Raw genomic sequence first — 25,977 nt, 5'->3', positions numbered from 1 at the left:
CCTTGTGGTTTCAAGCGTTACTTAATAAATCTGCCAAAGCATCCAGGGTCTGGTCAACCTGGGCTTGGGTATGCTCGCAGGAGATGAAAAAGCGTAAGCGAGCGCTTTTTTCAGGCACTGCCGGGTGCAGAATGGGCTGAACATTCATGCCTTGCTCGAACAATGCATGGGAGAGATGGGCGGCTAGCGGCGAACTGCCCACAATCACTGGTACCACGGCCGCACCAATGCTGTGGCCGGTATCCATGCCGCGGGCATTGGCCTGTTCGAGAAAATAGCGTGAAATAGTCTGCAGTTTATCGACCCGTTCGGGTTCCTCGGGCATCAGTTCCAGCACTTTGAGCGAGGGTGCCGCTACTTGAGCGGGCATGCCAACGCTATACAGGAAGCCAGGGGCGAAATAACGCAATGTCTCGACCAAAGGCACGCTGCCGGCGATATAGCCACCGCAACCCGAGAGCGTCTTGCTCATGGTGCCCATCCAGATATCCACATCGCCAGAATCGATATTGAAGTGCTCACGCAAACCGAGACCGGTTTCTCCCAGCACACCAAATGAATGGGCTTCGTCAACCATCAGCCACGCCTGATGGCGGTTTTTCAATGCGATCAGGGCGGGCAGGTCAGGAATGTCGCCGTCCATGCTGTAGAGGCCTTCGACGACGATCAGGGTGCGTTCGAACTGGTGGCGATGACGTTCCAGCAAGGCATCCAATGACGCTAGGTCGTTATGGCTAAAAGACATCCGCTTGGCGCCCGATAGCTGAGCGCCTACCAGTGAGCTGTTATGGATATATTCATCGTGAATGACCAGATCCTTTGGCCCTAGCAGGTAACCCAGGGTTGAGACATTGGTGGCGTGACCACTGACGAATACCACAGCATCATCGACCTGATAGGCCTTAGCGATGGCCTGCTCAAGCTGCTGATGAATCGGGCGCTCACCGGATACCACCCGGCTGGCGGATACCGAGGTGCCATAACGCTGTACGGCCTCGGTTGAGGCAAGATTGACTCTTGGGTCGCCGGAATAGCCAAGATAGTTATAGCTGGCAAAGTTGATGCAGGTGCGCCCGTCAATCACGCTGGTGGCACCTGCCGTGCCGTCATGAACCTTGAAGAAAGGGTCCTTGAGACCCAGCTGTTCGGCGCCCTGGCGCATCAGTGCAATCTGCTGATAGCCAGGGTGGGCATCAAAGCGGGTGTAGCGCTCAGGCACCTTGCGCGATGCAGGCCGCGACGATTGCCCGGCCAGCCCCAATCCCACATTGCCTGCGGTGCGAGGAGTGGGCCGTTGTCGAGCCTGTTCAAGCAATTGCCGTTTTAGTTCTGAGCGCTTCGCGGTCATGTTATTTCTCGGGTGGCAGTGGTTCGATCGGCTTCCAGGCCCTCCGCTCCATGACGAGCGGCGAGAGAGGCTAACGCATCCTGCGGGGCTTCTTCAACATCTTCGTCATTTTGCTGCAATTTATGAATCAGCACGGCAGCGAGTTTGTCCAAGGTAGAGGCTTCACTCAATACCATGACGGAGATGGCAATGCCAAGACGGTTTTCGATGGCCGTCATCAACTCAACGCCCATCAATGAATCAAAACCCATTTCGTAGACAGAGCGCTGAGGGTCGATCTTGTCTTCCTCGATCAGCAGAATGCTGGCCAATTCAGCGCGCAGCAGATCGACAACAGCGGTATGCAACTCGTCTGGCGAGAGCGTTTCGAGCAGCGCAAGAATATCACTACTGTCGCTGTCTGACTGCCCATCATCATCGCTGGTGCGGGCAATTTCCTTGAAGCGCGGTGTGTTGGCTGTGGGGAGGAAGCGTGCCAAGGCATTCCAGTCAAGCTCCAGCACGCCCAGGCTGGGCGTTGCCAGGGGTGACAGCAGCATCTGTTCCAGCACCTTCAGGGCATCGTCGGAGCGTAGAGCAGAGCCGCCCAGGCGCTCCTGCAGCGCATCTCGAGTCCGGGTATTGCGGGCCAGGAAGCCAACATCCTCAATCGCTCCCCAGCGGACACAGGTCGCCGGATGGCCTTGCTGCCTGCGGGTCGCCGCAAAGGCTTCCAGCCAGTGGTTGGCGGCCACATAGTTAGCCTGGCCGGGGTTACCGAACAGGGTCGTGGCTGACGAATAGACCACGAAGAAATCCAGCGGGCAGTCGCGGGTCAGGGCATCAAGGTGGCGCGCCCCGTCGATCTTGGGCGCCAGCACCTTTTGAATGCGTTCAGCGTCCAGGTTACGGATCAGGCTGTCGTCAATCACAGTAGCGGCATGCACGATACCGCGCAGGGGTGGCAATACCTGACTGGCATCGGCCAGCACTTCTGCCAGTGCCTGACGATCGGTAATATCGCAGGCTGCAGCCAGCACAGTGACACCCTGGGCCTCAAACTTGGCTATCGCTGTTTGCGCTTCCTCGCTGGTGGGGCCGCTGCGGCTGACCAGTACCAGAGACCTAGCACCTTTACCTACCAGCCATTGGGCGGTTTTCAGCCCGAAGCCGCCCAGCCCGCCGGTGACCAGATAGCTGGCCTCGCTGGACAAGGACAGCTCCCCGCTACCCAGAGGCTGTTTGGTCTGGGCAGCAATCGGCTGTTCGTAGGTGACCACCACCTTGCCGATCTGGCGTGCCTGCTGCATATAGCGGAAGGCATCAATGATCTGGCTATGATTGAAGGCGGTAAACGGCAGCGGGCTTAAGGTGCCATCGTTAAACAGCGCCATCATCTCGCCAAACAGGCGTTGGGTCAGGGCGGGTTGTACCTTCATCAGCTGGTCGGAATCAATCCCGAAGTAGCTGAGGTTGTTGCGGAAGGGCCGCAGGCCGATGTGAGTGTTCTCGTAGAAATCGCGCTTGCCCAGCTCGAGGAAACGCCCGAAGGGGCGTAGCGCGCGCAGGTTCTGGTTGATGGCCTCACCGGCCAGGGAGTTGAGCACCACGTCGACCCCTTCACCGCCGGTATCCTGAAGGATTTGTTCGGCAAAGGTCAGCGAACGGGAGTCGTAGAGGTTTTCAATGCCCATCAGACGCAGGAAATCGCGCTTCTCCTGAGAGCCGACGGTGGCGTAGATCTCGGCACCCAGCCATTGGGCAATCTGCAAAGCGGCAATACCCACGCCGCCTGCAGCTCCGTGAATCAGTACTTTTTCCCCAGGCTCCAGGCGGGCCAGGTGTTTGAGTGCGTAGTAGACGGTAAAGAAGGTGGTCGGAATCGTCGCGGCAGCGGCGTAGCTGATGCCTTCCGGCAAGGGAGCAACCGCATGTTGGCTGGCAATCAGACGATCACTGAAGCTGGCCGGGCCAAAGCCCACCACGGCATCGCCGGGCGCCAGATGGGAGATGGCATCACCCACCGCGACTACTTCACCGGCAAACTCCAGCCCCAGTGTCGGGCCCGCAAAGCCGTTTTCAATAGCTTCATCAGACAGCAGACCCAGGGTATACATCACATCACGGAAGTTAAGCCCGGTCGCCTTGACCTTGATTTCCACGTCATCGGCGCCCAGAGCAGGCAGGGCGCGAGGGCGCCACTGCAGCTGGCGAAGCTGGCCCGGCATGGCAAACCCAAGGGTCATGGCCTGATGGGTTAAATCATCAGCGTTCTCCGCTGCCTGCCCGGTAGCATCGGGGTTAGGCGCTGGCAGGGTGCGCAGGCGCGTGGCAAAGCGCTGGCCTTGCGGCGTAATCACCAGTTCGCTCTCAGCGTCCGGGCTGCTCAGTGAGGCGGCCCAGCAGGCCAAGGCAACCGTGTTGGGCTCGTAAGGCAGGTCAACCAGGTGAACGTCATGTTCGACTGCCTCGTTGGCCAGGGAGCGCCCAAACCCCCAAAGGGCGGCGTCAGCAGCGACGGCATGGTCAGTCGCTTGGGTGACTGAATCAGGCTGCCATAGCGCGCCTACGCTTTGCGTGATCAGCCAGAGGGTGGCCTCAATGCGGGCAGCCTCCAGGGCCAAAGTCCATTGTCTGGCGAGGTTACAGCGCTGTGTCTGAGTGTCGACGGTTGTCTGGTATTGAGCGTTGATGCCATGCATGCCACGCAGATCAACCACATTCAGAGCCAGCTCGGCGTGTTCGGCCAGTACTGGCTGTTCAAGTGCCTCACTCAGCAGGCTGGCCGGTGAATCCTGGGTATCGATCAGTAAAACTGCTTCATTGCGCCGTTCAAGCAGAGCTGCCAGCCCTTGGGCCAGTGGGTCATCCGGGTGATCCGTGATCAGCAGGTGACGACGACCTGGCACAGCCGTCTGGTTGGCTTGGCCACTGCTCAAGGCGGTCGCGTGAATCAGGTAGGCGCCGTTGTCATTGCCTTCAAGTGCAGTGGCTGGTGTGGCAAGCCAGCCGGTATCCGTCAGCCATTGGCTGAGCATGGCCGGTTCCAGCACCTGACGATCAATGCCTGGGGTGGCGAGGAGGTCATCCAGCCAACGGCTGGGGTGAATACCCAACAACAGTACCTGTGCGCCGGGTGCCAGCAGCGCAGGCAGCGTTTCAAGCAACTGGAAGGTACGTTCGGGATGAGTGACATCCAGGCTGACCAGCGCCAGTTGGGCTTTTTCACCATCCTTCAAGCAGGGCATGGCCGCATCGAGAGGATGAATATCCAGTAGCGGATAGGCTTCCTGCAACTGCTCTGCCTGATGCATACCTGCCTCAGTGATGGGCAGAATGCGCTGATGGAAGACATCCTCCAGCATGGAGCCTTGCATTGAATGGCCCAAATGTTCAAGCAACCGCTCGCCAAGGGCGGGGACACAGCAGCCAGCTTCCAAAAGGCACAGGCGCTGCCCTGCAGGCTGGCTGGCCAGCAGGATGTCGAGCAGGTCAGTCAGTTGCTGGGCGATACTTTGCCAGCCGCTTTCGCCCACCAGTACCCGGTTAAGGCGGCTGAGCTGTTCGTCATTGATGCCGAGGGAATCAATATCGGTGGCACCTGAGTGCAACGCCTGACGGTGTAAACCCAGACGGCCCACCAGGTGGATCGGCGCAAAGTAATCAGGGTAATCCTGCACCAGCAACTGCCAGATGGCCTGTGGTGTCGGCTGCTCTTCGTCCGGTTGTGCCTCGCTGAACGCTTCGCTCAGGCGGTCAAGTAATGGGGCGACTTCATTGGCATAGCGCTCGCCGGTTTGCGTTCCGTAGGCGCTGACCAGATTGCCCAGGCGGGCCATGGCGTCATCCGGGGTGGCAAAGCCGCTGCTTTCCAGGGGGGCCGGTGTCAGCTGGATATCGAGATAGCTTAATCCATGATCCTGGGAGCGGTTCAGACGAATGGCCTTGAAACGCACTTCTGACAGGATGGCGACGGCCTTGCCCTGGGCATCAAACAGCTCGAAATCGGCGGTAAAGGAGTGTGGCGAGCGTTTGCCCATGACCGCATGAGCCAGTGCGGGCATGCCGGCCTGGGTATCCAGCTGAATGCGCCCGACGCGCACAGGCACGAACGCCAGGGGAGTGGCATCCGCCTGATGCGCCAGAAGCGGGATAAACATCTGGAAAGCGCTGTCGAGAATGCCGGGATGCAAGTGCAGACCTTGCTGAGAGGAGAGTAGTGCATCGTTGGCAATGATCTCGCCAATCACACGGTTACCCTCGATCCAGCCGTGAGCTATGGCCTGGAACGCACCGCTGTAATGCAGGCCAAGGCGTTCTGCCATGGCCAGGTGGTGCTCAAGCGTGTAGTCCGGTGTTCGCTTCGGGCGACTTGGCGCTGGGCGTTCAAGCAGTGAGCCACAGGTTTCCTGCAGCATGCGGGCCACGCCGTTCAATTGCCATTCCTGACCGACGGCAGGCTCCCGGGAGCGTATTTCCATGCGCCCATCGTGCTCACCCATATGCAGGCGCATCAAGCGGCCATGGGGTGTGTCCAGCAATAAAGGCGCGCGAATTTCCAGCTCTTCGATATCTACCACCGGCGCATCCTGACGCTGCAGCGCGGTGGCCAACGCCAGTTCGACAAAGCCTGCACCGGGGAACACCGCTCCTTCGCCGACCACATGGCCCGCCAGCCAGGGCTGGCGCTGAATATCCAACTGGCTTTCCCAGGTACGCTCCTGCTGAGCCAGTGGGTAGCCAAGTAATGGATGCTGGTAGTAGCGGTCAAGCAGCCCTTGGCTATCGCTACTCGGCGTGACCCAGAGCGACTGGCGCTGCCAGGCGTAACGCGGCAATGATACCCGCTGGCCCTCTACCGGGAAAAAGGCCTGCTCATCAACATCGACACCGCTGAGTAGCAAGTTGCCCAAGGCGGTTGCCATGCAATCAGGGCCCGACTTGGCGCGCTCTACACTGCTGAGCACAATGCCGTTGATGTCCTGCTCGCGCAGGGTTTCCGTCAGGTAACGGCGCAGAATCGGGTGAGCGCCTATTTCAACAAAGACATTGAAACCTTGTGCGATCAGATCGGCGGCGGCGGCATGGAAACGCACCGGTTCGCGGATATTTTTCCACCAGTAGGTGGCGTCCAGTGCAGTGCCTTCCAATGGCTGACCGGTCACGGTGGAGATATACGCAATCCGGGTCGGGCCTGGGGTAATGGAAGCCAGGGCATCAATGACGCCTGGCGCAATCGCATCCATGGCAGGGCTATGGAAGGCGTAGTCCAGCGGCAGGCGCTTGGCAAAGATGCTCTGTTCAGCCAGGGCGGCTTCCATTAACGCCAGCTGAGCGGGGTTACCTGCCAGCGTCACACCGTTAGGGCTATTGATACCCGCCAGATGGACATCATCATAGGCGGGCTGCTCAAGCCAGGGTTGAATCTCTCCGGCGCCAAGGGCAACGGCGGTCATTTCACCCTGGCCGCGCGTCTGGCCCTGGAAGTGGCTGCGGTAGTGAATCACCTTGACGGCATCCGCAAGCGACAGCGCGCCTGACGCCCAGGCTGCTGCCACCTCGCCAACGCTGTGGCCAAACACCGCCACCGGCTGCACGCCGTGAGCGGCGAGCCACTGAGTTAACGCGACCTGTAGAGCAAAGAGGGCTGGCTGGGCAATTTCAGTGCGCTCTAAACGCTCTGCACCGTTATTGCCGCGCAATTCATCCGCGAGAGAAAAACCACCTAATGGCTTGAAAAGCTGGTCTACCTGATCAATCGCCGCAGCAAAAATCGCGTCGTTGTCGAGCAGGTCACGCCCCATGGTTTCCCACTGGCAACCGTTACCGTCGTAGACAAACACTGGGCCTTGCGCATCACTGAGCCTGTCAAAAGCAGTGACTGATGGCAGGGGCGCGGAGGCCGACTCATTGTCACTAGCCTCAATAAAGCATGCCAGAGCATCAGCCGCCTGCTCGGCGCTATGAGCAAATACCAAAGCACCCTTGGTGTGATGCTCTCGATGCCGATAGAGCGTATGGGCAATATCGTAGAAAGCATCTGAACTGCCATCGCGCAGCTGGGCAATCAGACGCGCAATGTTGTCTGTCAATGCGCCGTCGCTACGCCCGCTGATGCGTATAGGATAAGGGCTCTGTGCTGAGGGTTGCGGTGCAGGAGCCGAGCGCGGAGCGCGTTCAGGCGGGCTTTCCAGAATAACGTGGGCGTTGGCGCCCCCAAAGCCGAAGGAGTTGACACCAATCACCAGACGGCCGTGTTTTTTCAGCGCATGGGCCCGGGTGACAACGCTAATGTTCCATTCGTCAAACTTGATCTTGGGATTAAGTTTGCGAATGCCAATAGTGGCGGGCACCTCACGGTGCTTGAGGCTGTAAAGCGCCTTGGCAAGGCCTGCCACTCCAGAGGCGGTTTCAAGGTGACCCAGATTGCTTTTGATGGAACCAATCGGCAGCGGTGTTTGGCGATGCATGCCAAGGGCCTCGCCAATGGCGCGGCTTTCTATCGGGTCTCCCACAGCGGTGCCGGTGCCGTGGGCTTCCAGATAATCGATTTCGTCCGGTGTGATACCTGCCTGCTGGTAAGCGCGGCGCATCAGGTCAATCTGGGCACTGGGGTTGGGGACTGTCAGGCCGGACTTGTGGCCATCAGTATTGACGGCTGAGCCTGCCACAACGGCCAGAATCTGATCGCCATCGGCCACGGCATCGTCGTAGTCCTTGAGCATGAACAGACCGGCGCCTTCCGAGCGCACATAGCCATTGCCCGCTTCATCAAACACCTGGCAGCGCCCGGTTGGAGAAAGCATGCTGGCTTTGGAGAAAATGATAAAGCCATAGGGGTGCAGGTGCAGGCTTATGCCGCCTGCGAGTGCCATATTGGTTTCACCGCTGCGAATCGCCTGACAGGCCTGGTGAAAGGCCACCATGGACGATGAGCAGGCCGTATCCAGCGACATGCTTGGCCCATGCAGGTCAAATACGTAGGAAACCCGATTGGAAGCAATGCTTGAGGTATTGCCCGTCGCGGTTGAGGCATCGATGGCTGCCATGTCATCGGCCATTCGATAGGAGTAATCCAGGCTGGCAACGCCGAGAAACACGCCACATTGGCTGCCGCGCAGGCTGCCAGGCTTGATTCCCGCATCTTCCATGGCTTCCCAGGTAAGCTCCAGCAACATGCGTTGCTGAGGATCCATATTGGCCGCTTCACGGGGTGAAATGCCAAAGAATTCGGGGTCGAAACCACTGATATCGCCCAAGCTGCCTGCTGCAAAACTGACGCTGGTACCTGGGTTGCGCTTGTTGGGGTGCCAGAATGCTTCCTGGCCCCAACGGTCGGGGGCAACCTGGGTCACAAAGTCCTTTTCTGCTTGCAGATCTTGCCAGAACGTTTCAGGGGTCGTGCCAGGGAAACGATGGGCGGCACCGATAATGGCAACGCGTTTAGTCATTCTTACTCCTGATGTTCTGGTATCGCCTTGCTCGCATCTCTACTTTATACCGCGTTCGAACACCTGTTTAAACAGCTGGATGCCCAGTTCTTCGGCCGGTAGCGCTGTCTTCAGTTCAGGACGTTCCTGGGAACCTTCCTTGAAAAGTGAAGAAGACACTGCTGGTGGCGAGTGGTGTGACTCGCTGTCCAGGGTGTTTTGAGTCGACCATATCACATAAGGGGTCGTGCCATCAGGGGCACCATAAACCCTGTAAGCGTCAGGGAGTATGGGAACATGGTCGCCATACCAGCACAGTACACCAGAGCGTGTCGATGATTGCAGGTGCCGTTTGACCCTGCCCAGCATGTCATCAGCCTGGCGCAGATGATTAAGATAAACCGCCAGGTCGCGCTGATGTTCAGATAATGGCCATGGTGCTTCGGGTAATGTCTCTCCCAGCGTTGAACGGGACGGTGATTCGAGATGTAGCGGGCCGTGATTTTCCATAGTGATCGTGAAAATAAACAGTGGCCTATTATCGTCATCTTTGAGCAGTCGTCCAACCTTTCTCGCCACAGCGGCATCGCCGATGTACTGTCCTGCCTTTTCAGCCCCCTCAAAAGCGTCGATATCGAGGAATTGATCAAACCCCATCTTAGGCATTACCTGGTCGCGCAGATAGAAGCTGGCAGGATAAGGATGCACACAGATACACCGGTAGCCTGCCTGCTGAAATGTCTGAACCAGATTGGCAACCGACTGACGGGCCAGGCGACGATAAGGGTTGAACTGACAGGCTCCCCAGGCTTCAGGTGCAATGCCGGTCAACACCGCCGCTTCGGTTCTCACCGTGTTGGCGCCCCAGGCGGGGACTTTTAGTTGGCCGAGTTGCAAGGCCTCCCGACAGGTGACATCAAAGTGGGGTAACAACTGCGGGCTAATCTCAGCGCACCAGCCGCGGGGGTCCATAAATGACTCGCTCTGTACCATCACGACGTTAGGTAGCTGGGAATCAGTTGCCTGACCTTGGCGGTTCAGGCGCTGAGTGAAGGGTGAGGGCGGCGGTGTTGAGGGGGCGCTAAACAGGGCGATGCCATAGGCCCAGAGGCTGGCAAACAGCCCCAGTTGGTGCATATCCTGCTGAGGCGCCAGGCTGGGCGGCGGCAGCGCTCGCAAGGTACCTGCCAGTATCAAGGCACCTGTGATTGCAATGCTCAGGGTGAGAGTGATGAAATGTGTTACTCCCGTCTGAGTCATTAACGATGGCTCCCAGAACAGGAAGGCGCCGATGGCCAGCGCGCCTGCACTGCTGGCGGCGATGGCAAGGCCAATGCCGAAAAAGGGTACATAGAGCCTTGGGTGCTTGATGGCATCCCAGAAGTATTCAAAGTCGTGACAGATAAAAGGTTCGTTGAGTGTCCGCGACTTGGTATTGCTGGACTGCACAACGACCAACTGAAGCGATAAAATAAAGACGACCGCAAACCAGGGGCGCTGCAGGATCAGGGTAAATAGACCGAAAAGCAGTAGCCAGCTGCCCAGATGAATCAAACCCGGCGCAGTACCACGCCGCCAGGGAGACAATGGCCGAGGACGCAGCAGATATTCGATCAGCAGGGTGCCCAATCCTCCCAGAAGAAGAGGAAGGCTTACAACAGACAAAGCTTCAATCATTTGGCCTCTCTTTTAATACGACCAAATCCGAGCAAGCGGATAATTCGCTGCGAAATGGCGGCAGGAAGCACCGCCAGCCACCAGGTGCCAAAATTAAGTGGGAAAGGAAAGCTGATGCGCGCCTTGTTGCCAGCAATACCGCGCTGGATCAGGGCAGCCGCCTTGTGTGCAGGCATCTCGAACGGTTTTGGCCCAGGCATGGCGTCGCACATGGGGGAGGTAACATAGCCAGGCAAGATCACGCTGACACCAATGCCCACCGGTGCCAGCAAGCCGCGCAAGGCTTCTCCATAGGCCTTGATGCCGGCTTTTGTGGCGCTGTAGGCGGGTGTGCTGGGGAGCCCATGCCAACCCGCGAGTGAGCTGATAAAAGCCAGTTGCCCGCTACCCCGCGCACGCATGGCAGGCACCAGATGCTGAGCCATGGCCATGGGTACTTTGAGGTTGATGTCAATCAGGGCCGTCACGCTATCCTGCGGTTCCAGGTAGCCAGTGCTGATAGGGTGGGCATTCTGCCCGGCATTGAAGATGGCGATATCCGGCAGGCTATCGGTGCTGATTTGAACTAACCATTCGGCCAGTGCCTTATCATCGGTCAAATCGACGCCGCTTGTCTCGACATGAGCGCCTTTTTCTCTGCAGCGTTCAGCAAGGTTTGCCAGCACGCCATGGCGGCGGCCATGGAGAATCAGCTGGGCGCCAGGTTGCGCATAGGCCATGGCCAGCGCGCTGCCAATCGCCCCTGTTGCTCCGGTAATCAGGACGGTTTGCGCCTGTGAGTGAACGGCATTATCCAATGGGTGTCATCTCTTGGGTGAAACAAAAAATCGGCGATTAAAGAAGTCATGTAAAGAGGTCATGGCTTGTAGGCTCAATGCATGAAGAACTTCTAATGGTGTCTCAGTGTGACAGCCAGTGTGTCATGCTTGTCACCCATCGGCTATGAGGCGCTTTTCTTGAATGAGTAATAAACCGGATGCTTGAAGATCACCGTGGTGGCCCGCGTCATGACTCACTGCTCAAGGTGCAAGGTGAGGATGACAGTGATAGTGCCTGGATGGTTAGTTACATCGATATTATGACCCTGCTGGTAGCGCTATTTGTGATTGTAATCGTAGCGGCTGAAGCAGCAAACCCCGGCTGGCTGGTAAAATCGCGTCAGCCGGAACCGGTAGAGCCACCCACGCCATATTTTGAAGTGCCCTTGCCCGAGCCTCTGGCAGAGCTGCGTGAATGGCGAAAGGGGCATGAATCCCGCTACGTTGACCCTGGTGTTTTGAACCCAGTGGCGGTGAGTGCAGCACTGGGCGTGGCAGGCTTGCCGCCACGGCCTGCGCCGCTCAGCAGTGTTCCGCCTTTGTTGGCTAAACCGTCGGTGGTTCAGTCAGAGGACGTTTTCGTTGATGAGACGCAGCCTTTTATCTTGCCACGCTTGATGCTGCCCTCCGGGTTTGATCTGCAGCAGCCATTGGCGGAGTTCATGGTGGTGCTGACCGACCGGCCGCCGGTGAATGTTGAAGAAATTAACGATGATGCGGTGGCGTCGGCGGTGGCGCTGGAACAGGTGCTTTCCCAGCGGGTGGAAGAGTCTGCCTATCTGCCTGACCTGAATGGAGTAGAGGTTTCCCGGGTGGCAGAAGGTATTAATCTGCGCGTTCAGGATCAGCTGTTGTTCCCCAGTTCAGCGGCTGAATTGACCGAGGACGGCAGCGGGCTGGTTGATTCGCTGGTATCGACAATCCAGCGCTATCAGGGGGAAGTCTCCGTTGAGGGGCATTCCGACAGCCGTCCGATCAATACGCCGGAATTCCCTTCCAACTGGGCTTTGTCCAGTGCACGGGCGATTGCCATTGTTGAGGCCTTGATTGAAGCCGGGGTGGAACCGAGCCGCCTAAGGGCAGTAGGACGCGCTGCTACCCAGCCGCTAGCGGACAATGAATCTGAGGAAGGGCGCGCTAGAAACCGCCGTGTAGAAGTTTTGATCAATGTAGAATAAAAAAAGCCAGAATAAAAAAAAGCCCGCCGGGGGGAGGCGGGCATCAAAGGGCTTGGCTCACTGCAGCCCATTGGCTAAGGGGGAGGGGTGTACAAGATCGCCAATGGGTACAATTCGAGTATAGCTATTTATGAACTGTTGCCAAGGCTTTGTATCACTTTTTTTGTAAACAAATGTAGCTATCCTCACGTCGCACTCTCCGCTCTTCACCTCGCACCCAGTTACCAATGTTTTAATCATTGGGTTTTATATTTCAAAAAAATATAAATATATAACGTATTTTGCGTTATCCTGTCAGCATACTAATGGTTTTTAAGGTCGATGGTCTTTAAGAACGGTTTTTACGAACAGCCCTTAAAGACAATGTTTACTTTCTTGGTGGCATGACACCCAGGGTTCGGTTTCTTATGGAGACGCCAATGACTTCCCCGCTGGTAACGCACTTTTTTGATGAGCCTACCAATACGTTCAGCTATGTGGTTCAAGACCCAGGCAGTAAAGCCTGTGCAATTCTGGATTCAGTGCTGGATTTCGACTACGCCGCAGGCCGTACGGATGTGCGTTCAGCCGATGAGATCATCGCCTATGTGCGTGAGAACGGCCTGGACGTTGAGTGGATTCTGGAAACCCACGTTCATGCCGACCATCTTTCAGCGGCGCCGTACCTGCATGAGTGCCTGGGTGGCAAGACCGGGATTGGTGCCAATATCACCATTGTTCAGGACGTGTTTGGCAAGGCATTTAATGCGGGCACCGAGTTCGCCCGGGATGGCAGCCAGTTTGATGCGCTGTTCAAGGACGGCGATACCTTCACCATTGGTGGGCTTGAGGGCCGCGTGCTGCACACGCCTGGGCATACTCCGGCCTGTCTGACCTATGTGATCGGTGATGCTGCCTTTGTCGGCGATACCCTCTTCATGCCGGATTTTGGCACCGCACGCTGTGATTTCCCCGGTGGGGACGCGCGAGCGCTTTATCAGTCCATTCAGAAAGTCCTGGCTCTGCCGTCTGACACCCGCTTGTTTATGTGCCACGACTATAAGGCACCGCAGCGTGATGTGTATCAGCATGAAACCACGGTTGCCGAACAGCGCGCTGCCAATATTCATGTACACGACGGGGTGAGCGAGGAAGAGTTTGTGCGTATGCGCACCGAGCGTGATGCCACCCTGGCCATGCCCAAGCTGATTATCCCTTCAGTCCAGGTCAACATGCGCGGAGGCGATATGCCGCCGGCCGAGGATAACGGCCAAGTGTATCTGAAAGTTCCTATCAACAAGTTTTAAGCGTTAACCAGATAACAGGCTTTCGCCATAGGTTTTTATCATAGGTTTTTATCAAAAGGTAACGCGGTTGAGCGTTTTATGTGTTGGTTTCTCAAGCCCTGATAAGGAGATAGAGTGAACGTGAAACGCTATCTACCCATCCTGCAATGGCTACCGCATTATAAGCGGGACACGCTGACGCGCGACTTGTTGGCTGCGGTGATCGTTACCATCATGCTGATCCCCCAGTCGTTGGCTTATGCCATGTTGGCGGGCTTGCCTGCGGAAGTCGGGCTGTATGCCAGTGTGCTGCCACTGGTGGCCTATGCCGTCTTTGGTACCAGCCGAACGCTGGCGGTGGGCCCGGTTGCCGTGGTCTCACTGATGACGGCGGCTGCCCTAGGCAATATTGCCACGCCGGGGAGCGCTGAGTACGTGGGCGCTGCCCTGGTGCTGGCATTGCTGTCCGGCTTGATCCTGACTCTGATGGGGTTGGCACGTCTGGGGTTTCTAGCCAATTTTCTGAGCCATCCGGTCATTTCCGGTTTTATTACTGCCTCGGGTCTGATCATTGCCGCTGGCCAGTTGCGTCACCTGTTGGGCGTTGAGGCAAGCGGCCATAACATGATTGAACTATTGATCGGGCTGGGTCGCGAAGTTGGCAATATTCATCTGGCGACGTTTCTGATTGGCTTAGGCACCCTGGTTTTCCTGTACTCCACCCGGCGCTGGTTGAAGGGGATTTTACTCAATTTCGGCGCGCCTGCCATGGTGGCAGACCTGCTGACCAAGGCGGCGCCAATTGTTGCGGTTGCTGTCACTACGCTAGTGACCTGGGGCTTTCAGTTGGATCAGCAGGGAGTGGCGGTTGTCGGCTCGATTCCGGCTGGCTTGCCACCGATCAGCCTGCCGGGGTTTGAAGTTGGCCTGTGGCAGGAGTTGCTGATGGCGGCGCTTTTGATCAGCATTGTCGGCTTTGTTGAGTCAGTATCGGTGGGCCAGACGCTGGCCGCCAAGCGCCGCCAGCGTATCGACCCCAACCAGGAGTTGATCGGCCTGGGTAGCGCTAACCTGGCAGCAGCGTTTTCCGGAGGCATGCCGGTGACCGGCGGCTTTTCCCGTTCGGTGGTGAATTTTGATGCGGGCGCCCAGACGCCTGCAGCCGGGGCTTTCACGGCCGTCGGGATTGGCGTGGCGGCGGTGCTGCTCACACCTCTGATTGCCTACCTGCCGGTAGCAACCCTGGCCGCGACCATCATCATTGCCGTGCTCAGCCTGGTGGATCTGCCCATTATTGTGCGTACCTGGCGCTATTCGCGCAGCGATTTTGCGGCCATGTTCGCCACTATCGTCGTAACTCTGGGTAACGGGGTGGAAAGCGGCATTCTTGCTGGTGTCGGGTTATCGCTGGCGCTACACCTTTATCGTACCAGCCGCCCGCATAGTGCGGTGATTGGCCGGGTGCCGGGCAGCGAGCATTTCCGGAACGTGGAGCGCCATAGCGTCGAGACCGTGCCTTTTCTATGTATTCTGCGCGTCGATGAAAGCCTCTATTTCGCCAATGCGCGCTATCTTGAAGATACCGTGATGGAAGTGGTCACCCGCCAGCCTGACGTCAAGCACGTGGTGCTGGCCTGTCAGGCGGTCAATGTGATTGATGCCTCGGCACTGGAAAGCCTTGAGACCATCAACCATCGTTTGCAGGATGCGGGTGTATCTCTGCATCTGGCGGAGGTCAAGGGGCCGGTGATGGATCGTCTGCAGACGACGGCTTTCTGTAAGGAATTGACTGGCTTTGTATTTTTAAGCACCTACAGCGCCTGGGTAGCCCTCACTCAGCCCTCAAATGCACTTTACCCTGAACAGGCAATCTGCCCGCAGGCGACATCTTTGCCGCTTTCTTTTGAAAGTAATCCGCCCAAATCTCCGGGATTGACGGTGAAGGGCGTGACAGCAGAACCGGTACACACACGCTCGCTTTAGGGGCCAGGGTGTACTGGCTACCCGGAGTGATATCAAGTCGACGTTTTATAACGTCATAAAATCAAGGAGTTAACTATGAAAACTAACGTTGGTGGTATTGATAAGATTGCACGTATCGCTATTGGCGCTTTGCTGATCGTTCTCGCCCTGACCGGCACGATCGGTGTCTGGGGCTGGATTGGTGTGGTGCCCTTGGCAACCGGTTTATTGAACACCTGCCCGGCGTATTCCTTGCTGGGTATCAACACCTGTAAAACCAAGTAAGCCGCTTAGCAAAACGCATTTAAGTCAAGGAGAACAGAGTGGACTGGACGGCAACCCTGCAAGGGCTGGTCGGCGGTATTCTGATTGGGCTGTCAGCCGTCTGGCTGATGGGCACCATGGGGCGTATCGCGGGCATTAGTGGCATCGTGGGTAACCTGATTACCCAGCGGCCGAAAGGCGACAGCGCCTGGCGTATCACCTTCCTGTTGGGCCTGATTAGTGGGCCACTGTTGGTGATGGCGTTGGGTGGTGGTCTGGGTAACGTGGCCAATGCCCCGGGAATGGTCATCGGCGAACCGGCCGGGGGTGTCTTGTTGATGCTGGTTGCCGGTTTCCTGGTGGGTGTAGGGACAGGCCTTGGCAGTGGTTGTACCAGCGGTCACGGTGTGTGTGGCCTGGCGCGCCTGTCCGTGCGTTCACTGGCAGCCACCGTGACCTTCCTGGTCACGGCCATCATTACGGTTTACGTGGTTCGCCATGTGATTGGAGGTGGCGCATGAGGATGGTGATGGGCTATGTGGCCGGGTTGCTGTTTGGTTTAGGCCTGGCGATATCTGGAATGACCGACCCGGCCCGGGTGCTGGGGTTTCTGGATATTGCCGGTGCCTGGGATCCCACTCTGATGTTTGTTCTCGGCGGGGCCGTGGTGACCAGCTTTGTGGGGTATCGTCTGGTGTTCAAGCAGAATGCTCCTCTGTTGGGTGAGCGTTTCCAGTTGCCAACCAGACAGGATCTGGATAGCAAACTGCTGGGAGGCGCCGCCCTGTTTGGGATTGGTTGGGGGTTATCCGGGTATTGTCCTGGTCCTGCGATTGCCTCGATTGGCGGCATTTCCTTGCCTCTGGCGGCGATGCTAGTGACCATGGTGGTGGGCTGGTTTGCTGCACAGCGTTTAAGCCGTTAAGGCCTATGCCGAGGATTGCGCGGGCTGCAAAATAGCCTTTTGCGCCGCCGATAATTGGTTCTTTAGTCGTAATCATGCCCCTGCTGACCCTTGTTAGCAGGGGCTTTTTTTGTTGTGAGGCAAATGATGGGCCAAGACTTAACGTTTGGTTAATGCCGCCTTGTCATGCTTGAAGCTAACAGAAAGGATCCGTTATGCATGTTTTGCTGGTTGAAGATGATGCTCTGGTGGCCGCTGGCATCCGCGCTGGCCTGATGACCTATGATTTTGTGGTCGACCATGTGGTAACCCTGCAGGCAGCGCGCCAGGCACTGGCCACGGTGACCACCGATGTAGTGGTGCTTGATCGCGGAATGCCTGACGGTGACGGCCTGCAGCTGCTGGAAGAGTGGCGCAGCAAGGGCGTGCAGATCCCGGTACTGGTGCTGACCGCAAGGGATGCTGTGCGTGATCGGGTCGACGGGTTGCACAGCGGGGCTGATGATTACCTGGTCAAGCCGTTTGATCTTGATGAGCTGGTGGCACGTTTACATGCCTTGCTTCGACGGGCGTCAGGGCGCAGTAGCGGTATCATCCAGCACGGCGCGCTGGCAGTGGACCCGGTGGCCCGCGAGGTAATGCTCAACGGAGAACCCGTCACCCTGTCCCGTCGTGAGCTGGTTTTGCTCGAAGCCTTCCTCCATGCGCCCCGCAGTGTCCTCACCGCCGATCAGCTGAAAGACAGCCTTTATGGCATGAATGACGATGTGGAAAGCAATGCGCTGAATGTTCACATCCATCATTTACGCCGCAAGTTAGGCGCCGGTGTGATTGAAACCGTGCGTGGCCTCGGCTACCGCCTGGGCAAGGCATCTGTTGTTCCTGGAGATACCCCTTGAGCCTGCGCGTCCGTCTACTGTTGACCCTTGGGGCGACTCTGCTGCTGCTGTGGGGTAGCGCGGCGGCCTGGCTGATGTGGGATCTGGAAGAAAAGGTGGTAGAAACCCTTGATCAGCGTCTGGCCCAGTCGGCACGGATGGTGGCCGGGCTGATGCTGCAACTCCCGCCTGAAGTATGGGAACAGGCGGATCAACGGGCGCTGTCGATTCCACCGATTGAAGGGCTGGCCTGTCAGGTGCATTCCCCGCGTGGAGAAATCATGGCACGCACTCATACCGATATGGAAGACATTCTGACCCCAGGTGAGCGTGGCCATGCCTACCGCGAGGAAGGCGACATGACCTGGCGAGTGTTCACCTATGAAAGGGGCGGGCTGACGATTACCACCGCCGACCGTATGGACGAGCGCGACATGCTGCTGAGTGATGTCATGCGCGTTGCCGTCGTGCCCTTTGTGGTGGCCCTGGTGGGCAGCCTTCTGGCGCTGTGGCTGGTGGTTTGGCGCGGCCTTGCTCCTTTGACGCGCCTGCGCGAATCGCTGGCAAACCGCCATCCGGATGCGCTGGCGCCGATTTCTACCTATGGCGTGCCCGCTGAAATCCAGCCACTGATTGAAACCTTGAACGGGCTACTGGCCCGAGTGCAGCAGACGATTATTCGTGAGCAGCGTTTTACTAACGACGCTGCCCATGAGTTGCGCACACCGCTGACGGCGATCAAGACGCACCTTCAGGTCGCGCGGCGGGTAGACGGGGAGGCGGCAGCAGCGTCGCTGGCCCATGCCGAGCAGGGCGTTGTGCGGTTAAGCCGAACGCTGGATCAGCTATTGATGCTGGCACGGGTAGAAGGTCGGCTACGCTTTGATGATGGCGAGGAAAGCCATGTGGCCGATGTGGCAACTTGCGCCATGGCGGATTCTCGGGCGCCGGATGCCACTCGTTTTGTGGTGCTCGGCCAGTGGCCTGGGGCGGTGCTGGCAATGCCCAGGGAGCTTGCCATCACCGCCCTGCGTAATCTGCTGGATAACGCCCTATGCCATGGCCCGAAAGACCAACCGATTGATGTGGATGCCCGCTGGCTTGAGGGAGAAAAGGCCGTGGCTTTTCGGGTAAGAGACAGGGGCGAAGGTGTCTCTGAGCAAACGTTGGAGCAACTGCCCCAGCGTTTCTGGCGTGCCAGCAAGGAGCAGGGTAGCGGCCTTGGCCTGGCGATAGTGGCGGCCATTGCCGAGCGTTTTGGCGGTCGTCTGGCGTTTCACAATGACCAGGGCGGCGGTCTGGTTGCCGAATTTGTTGTGCCTGCGTCTTTGCTCGCTGCCCGCGAGTGAAAGGCACAGTTCACTCCTTGATGCGCTGCTATGGGCTATGTTCATAAGGCAGGTAGGGAATTTCAAGGGGTTCATAATCATAACACCACAGGGGAAACCGTGATGAGCAAGAGGATATTAGGCGGGCTAGGCCTGCTACTCGGCGCTGGTTTGAGTGCAGGCAGCACACTGGCACTGGAACCTGGCGACCCACAGCGTGGTCAGGCAGCAGCGGCGACTTGCACTGCCTGCCATCAGGCCAACGGTAGCGGGATGAATGTACCCGGAGGGGAATCCTGGCCGCGTTTGGCAGGCCAGGATGCTGGTTACATTGAAAAGCAGCTGCATGATTTCAAGTCGGGCCGCCGCCAGAACGCTAGCATGATGCCTTTCGCCAACATGCTGGACGATCAGCAGATTGCCGATGTGGCAGCTTATTACAGCCAGATGGAGATAACGCCGGCGTCAGGGGGCGAAGAAGCCAGCGATGCCATCCTGGCACGCGGAGAGCAACTGGCTAACCGCGGCGACTGGGATGATTACATTGTTTCCTGTGCCAGCTGCCATGGCCCGGGGGGCACTGGGGTAGGCAGTGATTTTCCAGGGGTTGCCAGTCAGCATGCCGGTTATATCAGCGCCCAACTGCATGCCTGGAAAGACGGCGAGCGCTCCAATGACCCTCAGAATCTGATGGGGGCGATTGCCAAGCGTATGAGCGATGATGACATCGCCGCCGTATCGGCCTGGTATGCCAGCCAGGCGCCAGACGTAGAAGAGGGGGAGTAATAAAAAATGAATATATCCAAGAAAAGCCTGGCGCTGGCCGTATCCGGGGTATCTGTTGCCTTGGCAACCGGCATGATGGCACAAGCCGCTGATGACAGTGAGCAACAGGAAGCTGAGGCGCCTTATCAGACGCTGGTGGAGCTGGGCTACCCGGCGCCCAAGGAAAACGAGTTGGTGCATGTGCCGCCTACCATGGCAGACCTGGAAGAAGCGGATATTCATCCTGAGCTCAAGAAAGTCATTCGCCGCGGGTATGAGCTGTTTACCGACACCCAACAGCTGCGCGGTAAAAATGTCTTTAACGACATGAACTGTTCCAGCTGCCACCTGGGTGAAGGCCGCCAGCCGTTCAGCGCACCGATCTGGCCTGCTGCGGTCACCCTGCCGGATTTTCGTGGCAAGAATCAGCACGTCAACAACCTTGAGGAGCGCATTGCCGGCTGCTTCGCCTACTCGATGAACGGTACGCCGCCGGAATACGGCAGTGATGACATGCTGGCGCTATCTGCCTACCATCAGTGGCTGGCGACCGGTGCGCCCATGTATCCTGATCAGCCCATCTACGGGCGTGGTTTCCCGGCACCTGATCGACCGGAAGAACTCAGCTATGCCAACGGTAAAGCGGTTTATCAGGACCAGTGCGTTATCTGTCATCAGGAAGATGGCTCAGGGCACTATGAAGACGGCAAGTACGTCTTTCCAGCCCCGTGGGGAGATGGCTCCAATAACTGGGGGGCTGGCATCGTACGTACCCACACAGCGGCTGGCTTTATCAAGAACAACATGCCGCTGGGGCAGCCGCTATCGCTGTCTGATCAGGACGCCTGGGATGTGGCCTATTACATGACGCAGCAGGAACGTCCTCAGGATCCCCGCTATGCGGGTGATGTTGACGAAGTGCTGGAGCGCTTTGGCCCGACCTTCCACAAGAACTCAAGCTACGGACAGATTCGCGAGGAAGATAATCATCGCCTGGCGGATCACGCCAACTGGGGCGAGAAAGGCGACAGTGTCGTGCCCTGGAATGTCGGCGTGCCACGTTTTGAAGACCTGGAAGACTGATCACGAAACGCTAAGAATAAGCCAGAAAAAACGCCTGGCGGGGCAACCCACCAGGCGTTTTTGGTTCACCACTCACCACTCACCACTCACCTCGCTCCACCCATCATCTCTTCCAGGCGTTGCTGGCTTGGCATGCCTTCAATCCGTTCGATGCGTATGACGCCCTCCTGCGTACGGCGTTGAAAGGCGCTGGTTGGCGTGGCGTAAAGGCCCAGTTCCTCAAACAGCTGATTATTGTCCAATACCTGCTGTTCGATATCACGGGGCTGGGCGCTGGCGGCAACTTCCTCACCCAGCTTGTGTGCCTTCAGGGCTTCAGCAGGGTTGTCATCACCCAATAACGCAGCCGCCTGAGCGGGACTCTGGGCCTTGAGTATGCCGACCATGATATGACGCAGCTGTACTTCGCCTGCCTCAATCCAGGGGCGTGCGGCTTCCCATAGCTGTTGGCAGTAAGGGCAGTTGGGGTCAGTAAAGGTGTACACCACCCGTGGTGCCTGTGGGTCGCCATCCTGAATCCAGTGGCTATCTTCCAGCAGTTGCCAGGTCTGGGCTTCCAGTGGGGCGCGTACGTGTTCATCCAGCTGGGGGGCGGTCAGGTCATTGCCTGCGCTGTCCATCAGGGTGCCAACGATGGCGTGTTCGCCGTCAGGGGTCAGGTAGACAGCCATTTCGCGCCCCTGAGCGCTGGCACCAAAGCCTTTCAATCCGCCGGGGGCGCTGAACTGGCTGTGTATCTCGATGCCTTTTTCAGTCAGGGCTTTAACGGGGGCGGGGAGTGACGTTTCACTGGCAGCCACATGGCCTGCCAGCAAGCTGAAAGATATCAGCAGCGGTGATGTTCGGAAAAGCGATGAAAGCGATATCAGCATGAGGTGGTTGCTCATCAATGGAATCTGCAAGTGTGTAAATCAAGATACAGCATGTGGGCGCTGGCTGATCAGTATTTTGGTTAGGGTTCGTTAATGATCTTATTGTGCCAATGTGAGGTTATGTGCCGATTATATGTAGAGGCGTTTATCACGTCGTCAATGCTAAAGACTGCATTAAAGCGGCTAAATCGATACAATACGGTCATATTTGGTTTGCCAGTCGCGTATGCCTGGATGTCAGCGACATCCGTTCGCAACTTTCGATAACAGGTTGATGCCATGCATTGCCCCTTTTGTGGTGCTCACGATACCCGAGTCACAGACTCCCGCCTGGTCGCTGATGGCGACCAGGTTCGCCGCCGCCGCCAGTGCGCGGCCTGCCATGAACGCTTTACAACCTATGAAACCGCTGAGCTGATCATGCCTCGTGTGGTGAAATCCGACGGCTCCCGGGAAATGTTCGATGAGCGTAAGCTGCGCGCTGGCATGTTAAGGGCGTTGGAAAAACGCCCGGTCAGCGCTGAGGCAACCGAAGCGGCGATCGAACGCATTCGCCAGGTGTTGCGTGCGCGGGGCGATCGGGAAATCAATGCACTGGATATCGGTGAGTTTGTGATGCAGGCGCTGAAGACCCTTGATCAGGTTGCCTATATCCGCTTTGCCTCGGTGTATCGCAAGTTCCAGGATCTGGATGAATTCCGCGCTGAAATAGACCGCCTCTCTCAGGAGCCGCAAGAGGAGGAAAGCACCTCTGGAAAGGCGCCGCGAGGTACCCAGTGACCACCTTTACCCAGCAGGATCATACCTATATGGCCCGGGCACTGCATCTGGCAGAGCGTGGCCTGTACACAACGGCCCCTAACCCTCGGGTTGGCTGTGTGATTGCCCGTGACGGTGAGATTGTCGGAGAGGGTTATCATCAGCGCGCAGGCGAACCTCACGCTGAAGTCCATGCCCTGAACGACGCCGGTGAGCGCGCTACAGGGGCAACCGCCTATGTGACGCTGGAACCCTGCTCGCATACCGGTCGCACTGGCCCCTGTGCGGTGGCCTTGCACAAGGCGGGTATCCGGCGAGTGGTGGTGGCCATGATAGACCCTAACCCGCAGGTGAGCGAACGGGGTATCCAGCTGTTACGGGATGCCGGTGTGACGGTGGATGTCGGGCTGCTGGAAGACGATGCTCGCCGCCTTAATCCGGGGTTTGTGTCGCGTATGGAACGCCAACGCCCCTTTGTGCGCCTTAAGATGGCGATGAGCCTGGATGGCCGTACGGCCATGGGCTCGGGGGAATCGCAATGGATTACTGGCCCCGAGGCACGCCGCCAGGTGCAACAGCTGCGGGCACGTTCAAGCGCCATTCTGAGCGGGGTGGAATCGGTGATCATGGATGATTCACGCCTGACGGTGCGTAGCGCAGAGCTAGGGCTGGCAGACGCCGATGATATTGTGCGTCGCCAGCCGCTGCGGGTCATTCTTGATACCCATTTACGCTTGCCACTGGCTGCTGCCTGCCTGATGGCACCGGGCCGCACCCTGATCATGACGACACAGGCGGGCAGTGCTGAAAAGCGCGCCAAGCTTGAGCAGGCGGGTGCCGAGGTGCAGGTGTTGCCCGCCGGTGAGGATGGCCGCGTTGAACTGGCTGGCATGCTGGCCTGGTTGGCTGAACACGAACAGATCAACGAACTGCTGGTGGAAACCGGTGCCACCCTGTCCGGTGCCTTTCTGGATGCTGGCCTGGTCGATGAAATGCACCTTTATATGGCGCCGACCCTGTTAGGCGGAGATGCCCGCGGCCTGTTCAATTTATCGGGTATTGCGCGTATGGCGGATCAGCGGCAACTGACTATTCATGATATTCGTGCGGTAGGGCGCGATTGGCGGATTATTGCTTCGCCCGTTATTCAAGATGGTGATCCAGGCAATGGTGCTCAAATCACTAGGGCCTAGCGCAGTGGGCCGAGGCAAGGTACCCTGACGCGCACATCGCACTAATGCGACTCAGACTGGGAGATTTCATGGCGCACTCCTCTGGGGGCTTGGCCCCTATCGCAGAACTAATCGACGATATTCGCCAGGGCAAGATGGTGATTCTCATGGATGATGAGGATCGCGAAAACGAAGGCGATATCATCATGGCGGCTGAGAAGGTTCAGGCCGAACATATCAATTTCATGGCACGTCATGCCCGCGGGTTGATCTGCCTGCCGATGACCCGTGAGCGTTGCGAGCAGTTGAACCTGCCGCTGATGGTCAGGGACAACGGCTCAGGTTTCAGCACCAAGTTCACTCTTTCGATTGAAGCAACCGTAGGGGTGACGACGGGTATTTCTGCCGCAGATCGTGCACGCACCGTGCAGGCAGCCGTTGCCGCCAATGCCAAACCGACGGATATTGTTCAGCCAGGGCATATCTTTCCGCTGATGGCAGAGCCAGGCGGCGTTTTGCGGCGCGCAGGGCATACCGAGGCTGCCTGTGACCTGTCAGCGCTGGCCGGCTGTGACCCCAGCGGTGTAATCTGTGAAATCATGAATGACGATGGCAGCATGGCACGGCGCCCCGAGCTTGAGGTTTTCGCACAGACCCATGGTATCAAGATGGGCACGATTGCCGATCTGATTCATTACCGTATCGTCAACGAGCAGACGGTTGATCACCTGGAAGCACTGCCCCAGCCGACGGTTTACGGTGATATGACCTTGCATGTTTTTCGTGACCGCATTCAGGGTGCCCACCACCTTGCGCTGGTGAATGGCCAGCCAACTCCAGATCAGCCCACCACGGTGCGCGTGCACCTGGCGGATACCCTACGCGATATCATGGGGCTGATGAAGGATGGCAAGGTGCGTTGGGATGCCCAGCGCTCACTGGCCGAGATTGCCGGTTCAGCGCCCGGTGTCTTTGTGCTGATTGATGATGCGCGCCCGCATCAGGATCTGAAAGATCAGCTGGATATCCTGCTTGACCGGATGCGCCAGCCGCGTACCAGCGATTCGGATGGTGCGGGCAACTATCTGACCATTGGTACGGGGTCGCAGATTCTGCGTCACCTGGGTGTTGGCAAGATGCGTTTGCTCAGCTCGCCGTGGAAATTTTCAGCGCTTTCAGGCTTTGACCTTGAAGTGGTTGAGCGTCTGAATCCGGACGACACCAGCGAATAGACGTAGCAGTAAGGCTGACGTTCAGTCAGACCCATTTTTAGCAGGATTCATTTTAGGTAGGTAACGTTTGATGGAACCCCTTTCTCAAGTTGAAGGCAACTTTTTCGATGTTGATGGCCGTTATGTGCTCGTGGTTGGCCGCTTCAACCATCATGTGGTCGATAGCCTGGTAGAAGGCGCCGTGGACAGCCTGGTGCGCCATGGCGTTGACAGCGAACAGATCCAGATTGTTCACGTACCGGGCGCCTGGGAATTGCCGCTGGCGGTTAAGAAAGTGCTCAAGACGGTCAAGCCGGATGCAGTGATTGCGCTAGGTGCAGTCATTCGTGGCGGAACCCCGCATTTTGAATACGTTGCCGGTGGCTGCAATACCGCGATGAACTCTCTGCAGCTTGAGTTTGATACGCCGGTTGCCAACGGTGTGTTGACCGTTGAATCCATCGAACAGGCTATCGAGCGCGCGGGCACCAAGGCAGGCAATAAAGGCACCGAAGCGGCCATGGCGGCAATGGAAATGGTCTCTCTGCTGCGCGCGCTCTCTCCGGAGGCGGCGCAATGAGCCAACCCCGTAAACCGACTGCCGCTCAGGAAGGCCGCCATGCGGCGCGTGAGCTGGCAGTGCAGGGGCTCTATCAATGGCACATGACCGGTAAGTCGATGACCTCGATTGAAGCCGAGTTTCGCAGCCAGAAGCCGGATGATGACCTGGAAGATCACGAGAACTGGGCCAAGGTGATGCAGATCGCCGATCAGGCATTGTTCCATGATCTGCTGCATAACACGGCACGCTTCAAGGAAGAGCTGGATCGTGATATCGCGCCGCTGCTGGATCGCCGCCTGGTCGATCTGGATGCGGTCGAACTGGCGATTCTGCGTCTGGGTGCCTATGAGCTGGCCAAGCGCCACGAGGTGCCGTATCGCGTGGTGATCAATGAAGGGGTCGAGCTGGCCAAATCCTTTGGCGCCACGGACGGTCACAAGTACGTCAATGGTATTCTGGATAAACTGGCAAGCCGTCTGCGCAGCGCTGAGGTCAGCGCGCGTCGGCGCTGATCGTCACCTG

The 25,977-nt window shown here is 57.8% G+C and carries 20 protein-coding genes; 15 read left to right on the top strand and 5 right to left on the bottom strand.

The window, feature by feature from the left end; translation table 11 throughout:
* Positions 1 to 10 precede the first annotated feature (10 nt).
* Genes OR573_11840 through OR573_11825 form a run of 4 tightly spaced genes read right to left on the bottom strand, consistent with a single transcriptional unit; the run spans position 11 to position 11,231 of the window.
* Positions 11 to 1,348 (bottom strand): aminotransferase class I/II-fold pyridoxal phosphate-dependent enzyme, encoded by a 1,338-nt coding sequence (locus tag OR573_11840; protein XGA79187.1) that lies wholly within the window; start codon positions 1,346 to 1,348, stop codon positions 11 to 13.
* A complete protein-coding gene (locus tag OR573_11835) occupies positions 1,345 to 8,778 on the bottom strand; it encodes an SDR family NAD(P)-dependent oxidoreductase (GenBank protein XGA79186.1) in 7,434 nt (2,477 codons plus the stop codon). Before OR573_11835 ends, OR573_11840 begins: the two co-directional genes overlap by 4 nt.
* Before the next feature lie 39 nt (positions 8,779 to 8,817).
* Positions 8,818 to 10,434 (bottom strand): LTA synthase family protein, encoded by a 1,617-nt coding sequence (locus OR573_11830; protein ID XGA79185.1) that lies wholly within the window; start codon positions 10,432 to 10,434, stop codon positions 8,818 to 8,820.
* Positions 10,431 to 11,231, bottom strand: a complete 801-nt coding sequence (locus OR573_11825; GenBank protein XGA79184.1) for an SDR family NAD(P)-dependent oxidoreductase — start codon at positions 11,229 to 11,231, stop codon at positions 10,431 to 10,433. Before OR573_11825 ends, OR573_11830 begins: the two co-directional genes overlap by 4 nt.
* A 179-nt stretch (positions 11,232 to 11,410) precedes the next feature.
* On the opposite strand from OR573_11825, the gene OR573_11820 reads away from it, so the two are divergent.
* The 10 genes from OR573_11820 to OR573_11775 all read left to right on the top strand — a co-directional run bounded on the left by OR573_11820 (position 11,411) and on the right by OR573_11775 (position 20,879).
* Positions 11,411 to 12,430 carry an OmpA family protein gene (locus tag OR573_11820; GenBank protein ID XGA79183.1) on the top strand — a complete coding sequence of 340 codons (1,020 nt, stop codon included), beginning with the start codon at positions 11,411 to 11,413 and terminating at the stop codon, positions 12,428 to 12,430.
* Between the two features lie 419 nt (positions 12,431 to 12,849).
* Positions 12,850 to 13,716, top strand: coding sequence for an MBL fold metallo-hydrolase (locus OR573_11815; protein ID XGA79182.1), 867 nt, complete (start codon positions 12,850 to 12,852; stop codon positions 13,714 to 13,716).
* Positions 13,717 to 13,830: 114 nt separating this feature from the next.
* Positions 13,831 to 15,678, top strand: coding sequence for a sulfate permease (gene sulP / locus OR573_11810; protein ID XGA79181.1), 1,848 nt, complete (start codon positions 13,831 to 13,833; stop codon positions 15,676 to 15,678).
* Positions 15,679 to 15,753: 75 nt separating this feature from the next.
* Complete coding sequence (locus OR573_11805) at positions 15,754 to 15,942, top strand: DUF2892 domain-containing protein (GenBank protein XGA79180.1); 189 nt, start codon at positions 15,754 to 15,756, stop codon at positions 15,940 to 15,942.
* 38 nt (positions 15,943 to 15,980) lie between these two features.
* Positions 15,981 to 16,442 carry a YeeE/YedE family protein gene (locus OR573_11800; protein ID XGA79179.1) on the top strand — a complete coding sequence of 154 codons (462 nt, stop codon included), beginning with the start codon at positions 15,981 to 15,983 and terminating at the stop codon, positions 16,440 to 16,442.
* Positions 16,439 to 16,846 (top strand): YeeE/YedE family protein, encoded by a 408-nt coding sequence (locus OR573_11795; GenBank protein XGA79178.1) that lies wholly within the window; start codon positions 16,439 to 16,441, stop codon positions 16,844 to 16,846. The genes OR573_11800 and OR573_11795 overlap by 4 nt, the downstream gene beginning before the upstream one ends.
* A 194-nt stretch (positions 16,847 to 17,040) precedes the next feature.
* Positions 17,041 to 17,724 carry a response regulator transcription factor gene (locus tag OR573_11790; GenBank protein XGA79177.1) on the top strand — a complete coding sequence of 228 codons (684 nt, stop codon included), beginning with the start codon at positions 17,041 to 17,043 and terminating at the stop codon, positions 17,722 to 17,724.
* Positions 17,721 to 19,052, top strand: a complete 1,332-nt coding sequence (locus OR573_11785; protein ID XGA79176.1) for an ATP-binding protein — start codon at positions 17,721 to 17,723, stop codon at positions 19,050 to 19,052. The genes OR573_11790 and OR573_11785 overlap by 4 nt, the downstream gene beginning before the upstream one ends.
* Positions 19,053 to 19,154: 102 nt before the next feature.
* On the top strand, positions 19,155 to 19,817 hold the full coding sequence (locus tag OR573_11780; GenBank protein ID XGA79175.1) for a c-type cytochrome: 663 nt from the start codon (positions 19,155 to 19,157) through the stop codon (positions 19,815 to 19,817).
* A gap of 6 nt (positions 19,818 to 19,823) precedes the next feature.
* Positions 19,824 to 20,879, top strand: coding sequence for a c-type cytochrome (locus OR573_11775; protein ID XGA79174.1), 1,056 nt, complete (start codon positions 19,824 to 19,826; stop codon positions 20,877 to 20,879).
* An 86-nt stretch (positions 20,880 to 20,965) separates the two neighbouring features.
* Here the strand turns inward: OR573_11775 and dsbG are convergent, their stop codons facing one another.
* Positions 20,966 to 21,766: a thiol:disulfide interchange protein DsbG gene (gene dsbG, locus OR573_11770; protein XGA79173.1), complete on the bottom strand. Its 801-nt coding sequence runs from the start codon at positions 21,764 to 21,766 to the stop codon at positions 20,966 to 20,968.
* Between the two features lie 264 nt (positions 21,767 to 22,030).
* Here dsbG and nrdR point away from each other — a divergent pair, with 264 nt between their 5' ends.
* The 5 genes from nrdR to nusB all read left to right on the top strand — a co-directional run bounded on the left by nrdR (position 22,031) and on the right by nusB (position 25,967).
* Positions 22,031 to 22,531 (top strand): transcriptional regulator NrdR, encoded by a 501-nt coding sequence (nrdR, locus tag OR573_11765; protein XGA79172.1) that lies wholly within the window; start codon positions 22,031 to 22,033, stop codon positions 22,529 to 22,531.
* Positions 22,528 to 23,703: a bifunctional diaminohydroxyphosphoribosylaminopyrimidine deaminase/5-amino-6-(5-phosphoribosylamino)uracil reductase RibD gene (gene ribD, locus OR573_11760; GenBank protein ID XGA79171.1), complete on the top strand. Its 1,176-nt coding sequence runs from the start codon at positions 22,528 to 22,530 to the stop codon at positions 23,701 to 23,703. Before nrdR ends, ribD begins: the two co-directional genes overlap by 4 nt.
* A 68-nt stretch (positions 23,704 to 23,771) precedes the next feature.
* Positions 23,772 to 24,914: a bifunctional 3,4-dihydroxy-2-butanone-4-phosphate synthase/GTP cyclohydrolase II gene (ribBA, locus tag OR573_11755; protein ID XGA79170.1), complete on the top strand. Its 1,143-nt coding sequence runs from the start codon at positions 23,772 to 23,774 to the stop codon at positions 24,912 to 24,914.
* 70 nt (positions 24,915 to 24,984) lie between these two features.
* Positions 24,985 to 25,473 (top strand): 6,7-dimethyl-8-ribityllumazine synthase, encoded by a 489-nt coding sequence (gene ribE, locus OR573_11750; GenBank protein XGA79169.1) that lies wholly within the window; start codon positions 24,985 to 24,987, stop codon positions 25,471 to 25,473.
* Entirely contained in the window at positions 25,470 to 25,967 is a 498-nt protein-coding gene (gene nusB, locus OR573_11745; GenBank protein ID XGA79168.1) for a transcription antitermination factor NusB, read from the top strand. Before ribE ends, nusB begins: the two co-directional genes overlap by 4 nt.
* Positions 25,968 to 25,977 lie beyond the last annotated feature (10 nt).

Origin of the sequence: Halomonas sp. CH40 (assembly GCA_041875495.1) — a bacterium.
GTDB lineage: Bacteria > Pseudomonadota > Gammaproteobacteria > Pseudomonadales > Halomonadaceae > Vreelandella.
This window is presented reverse-complemented; position numbering and strand designations above follow the sequence as displayed.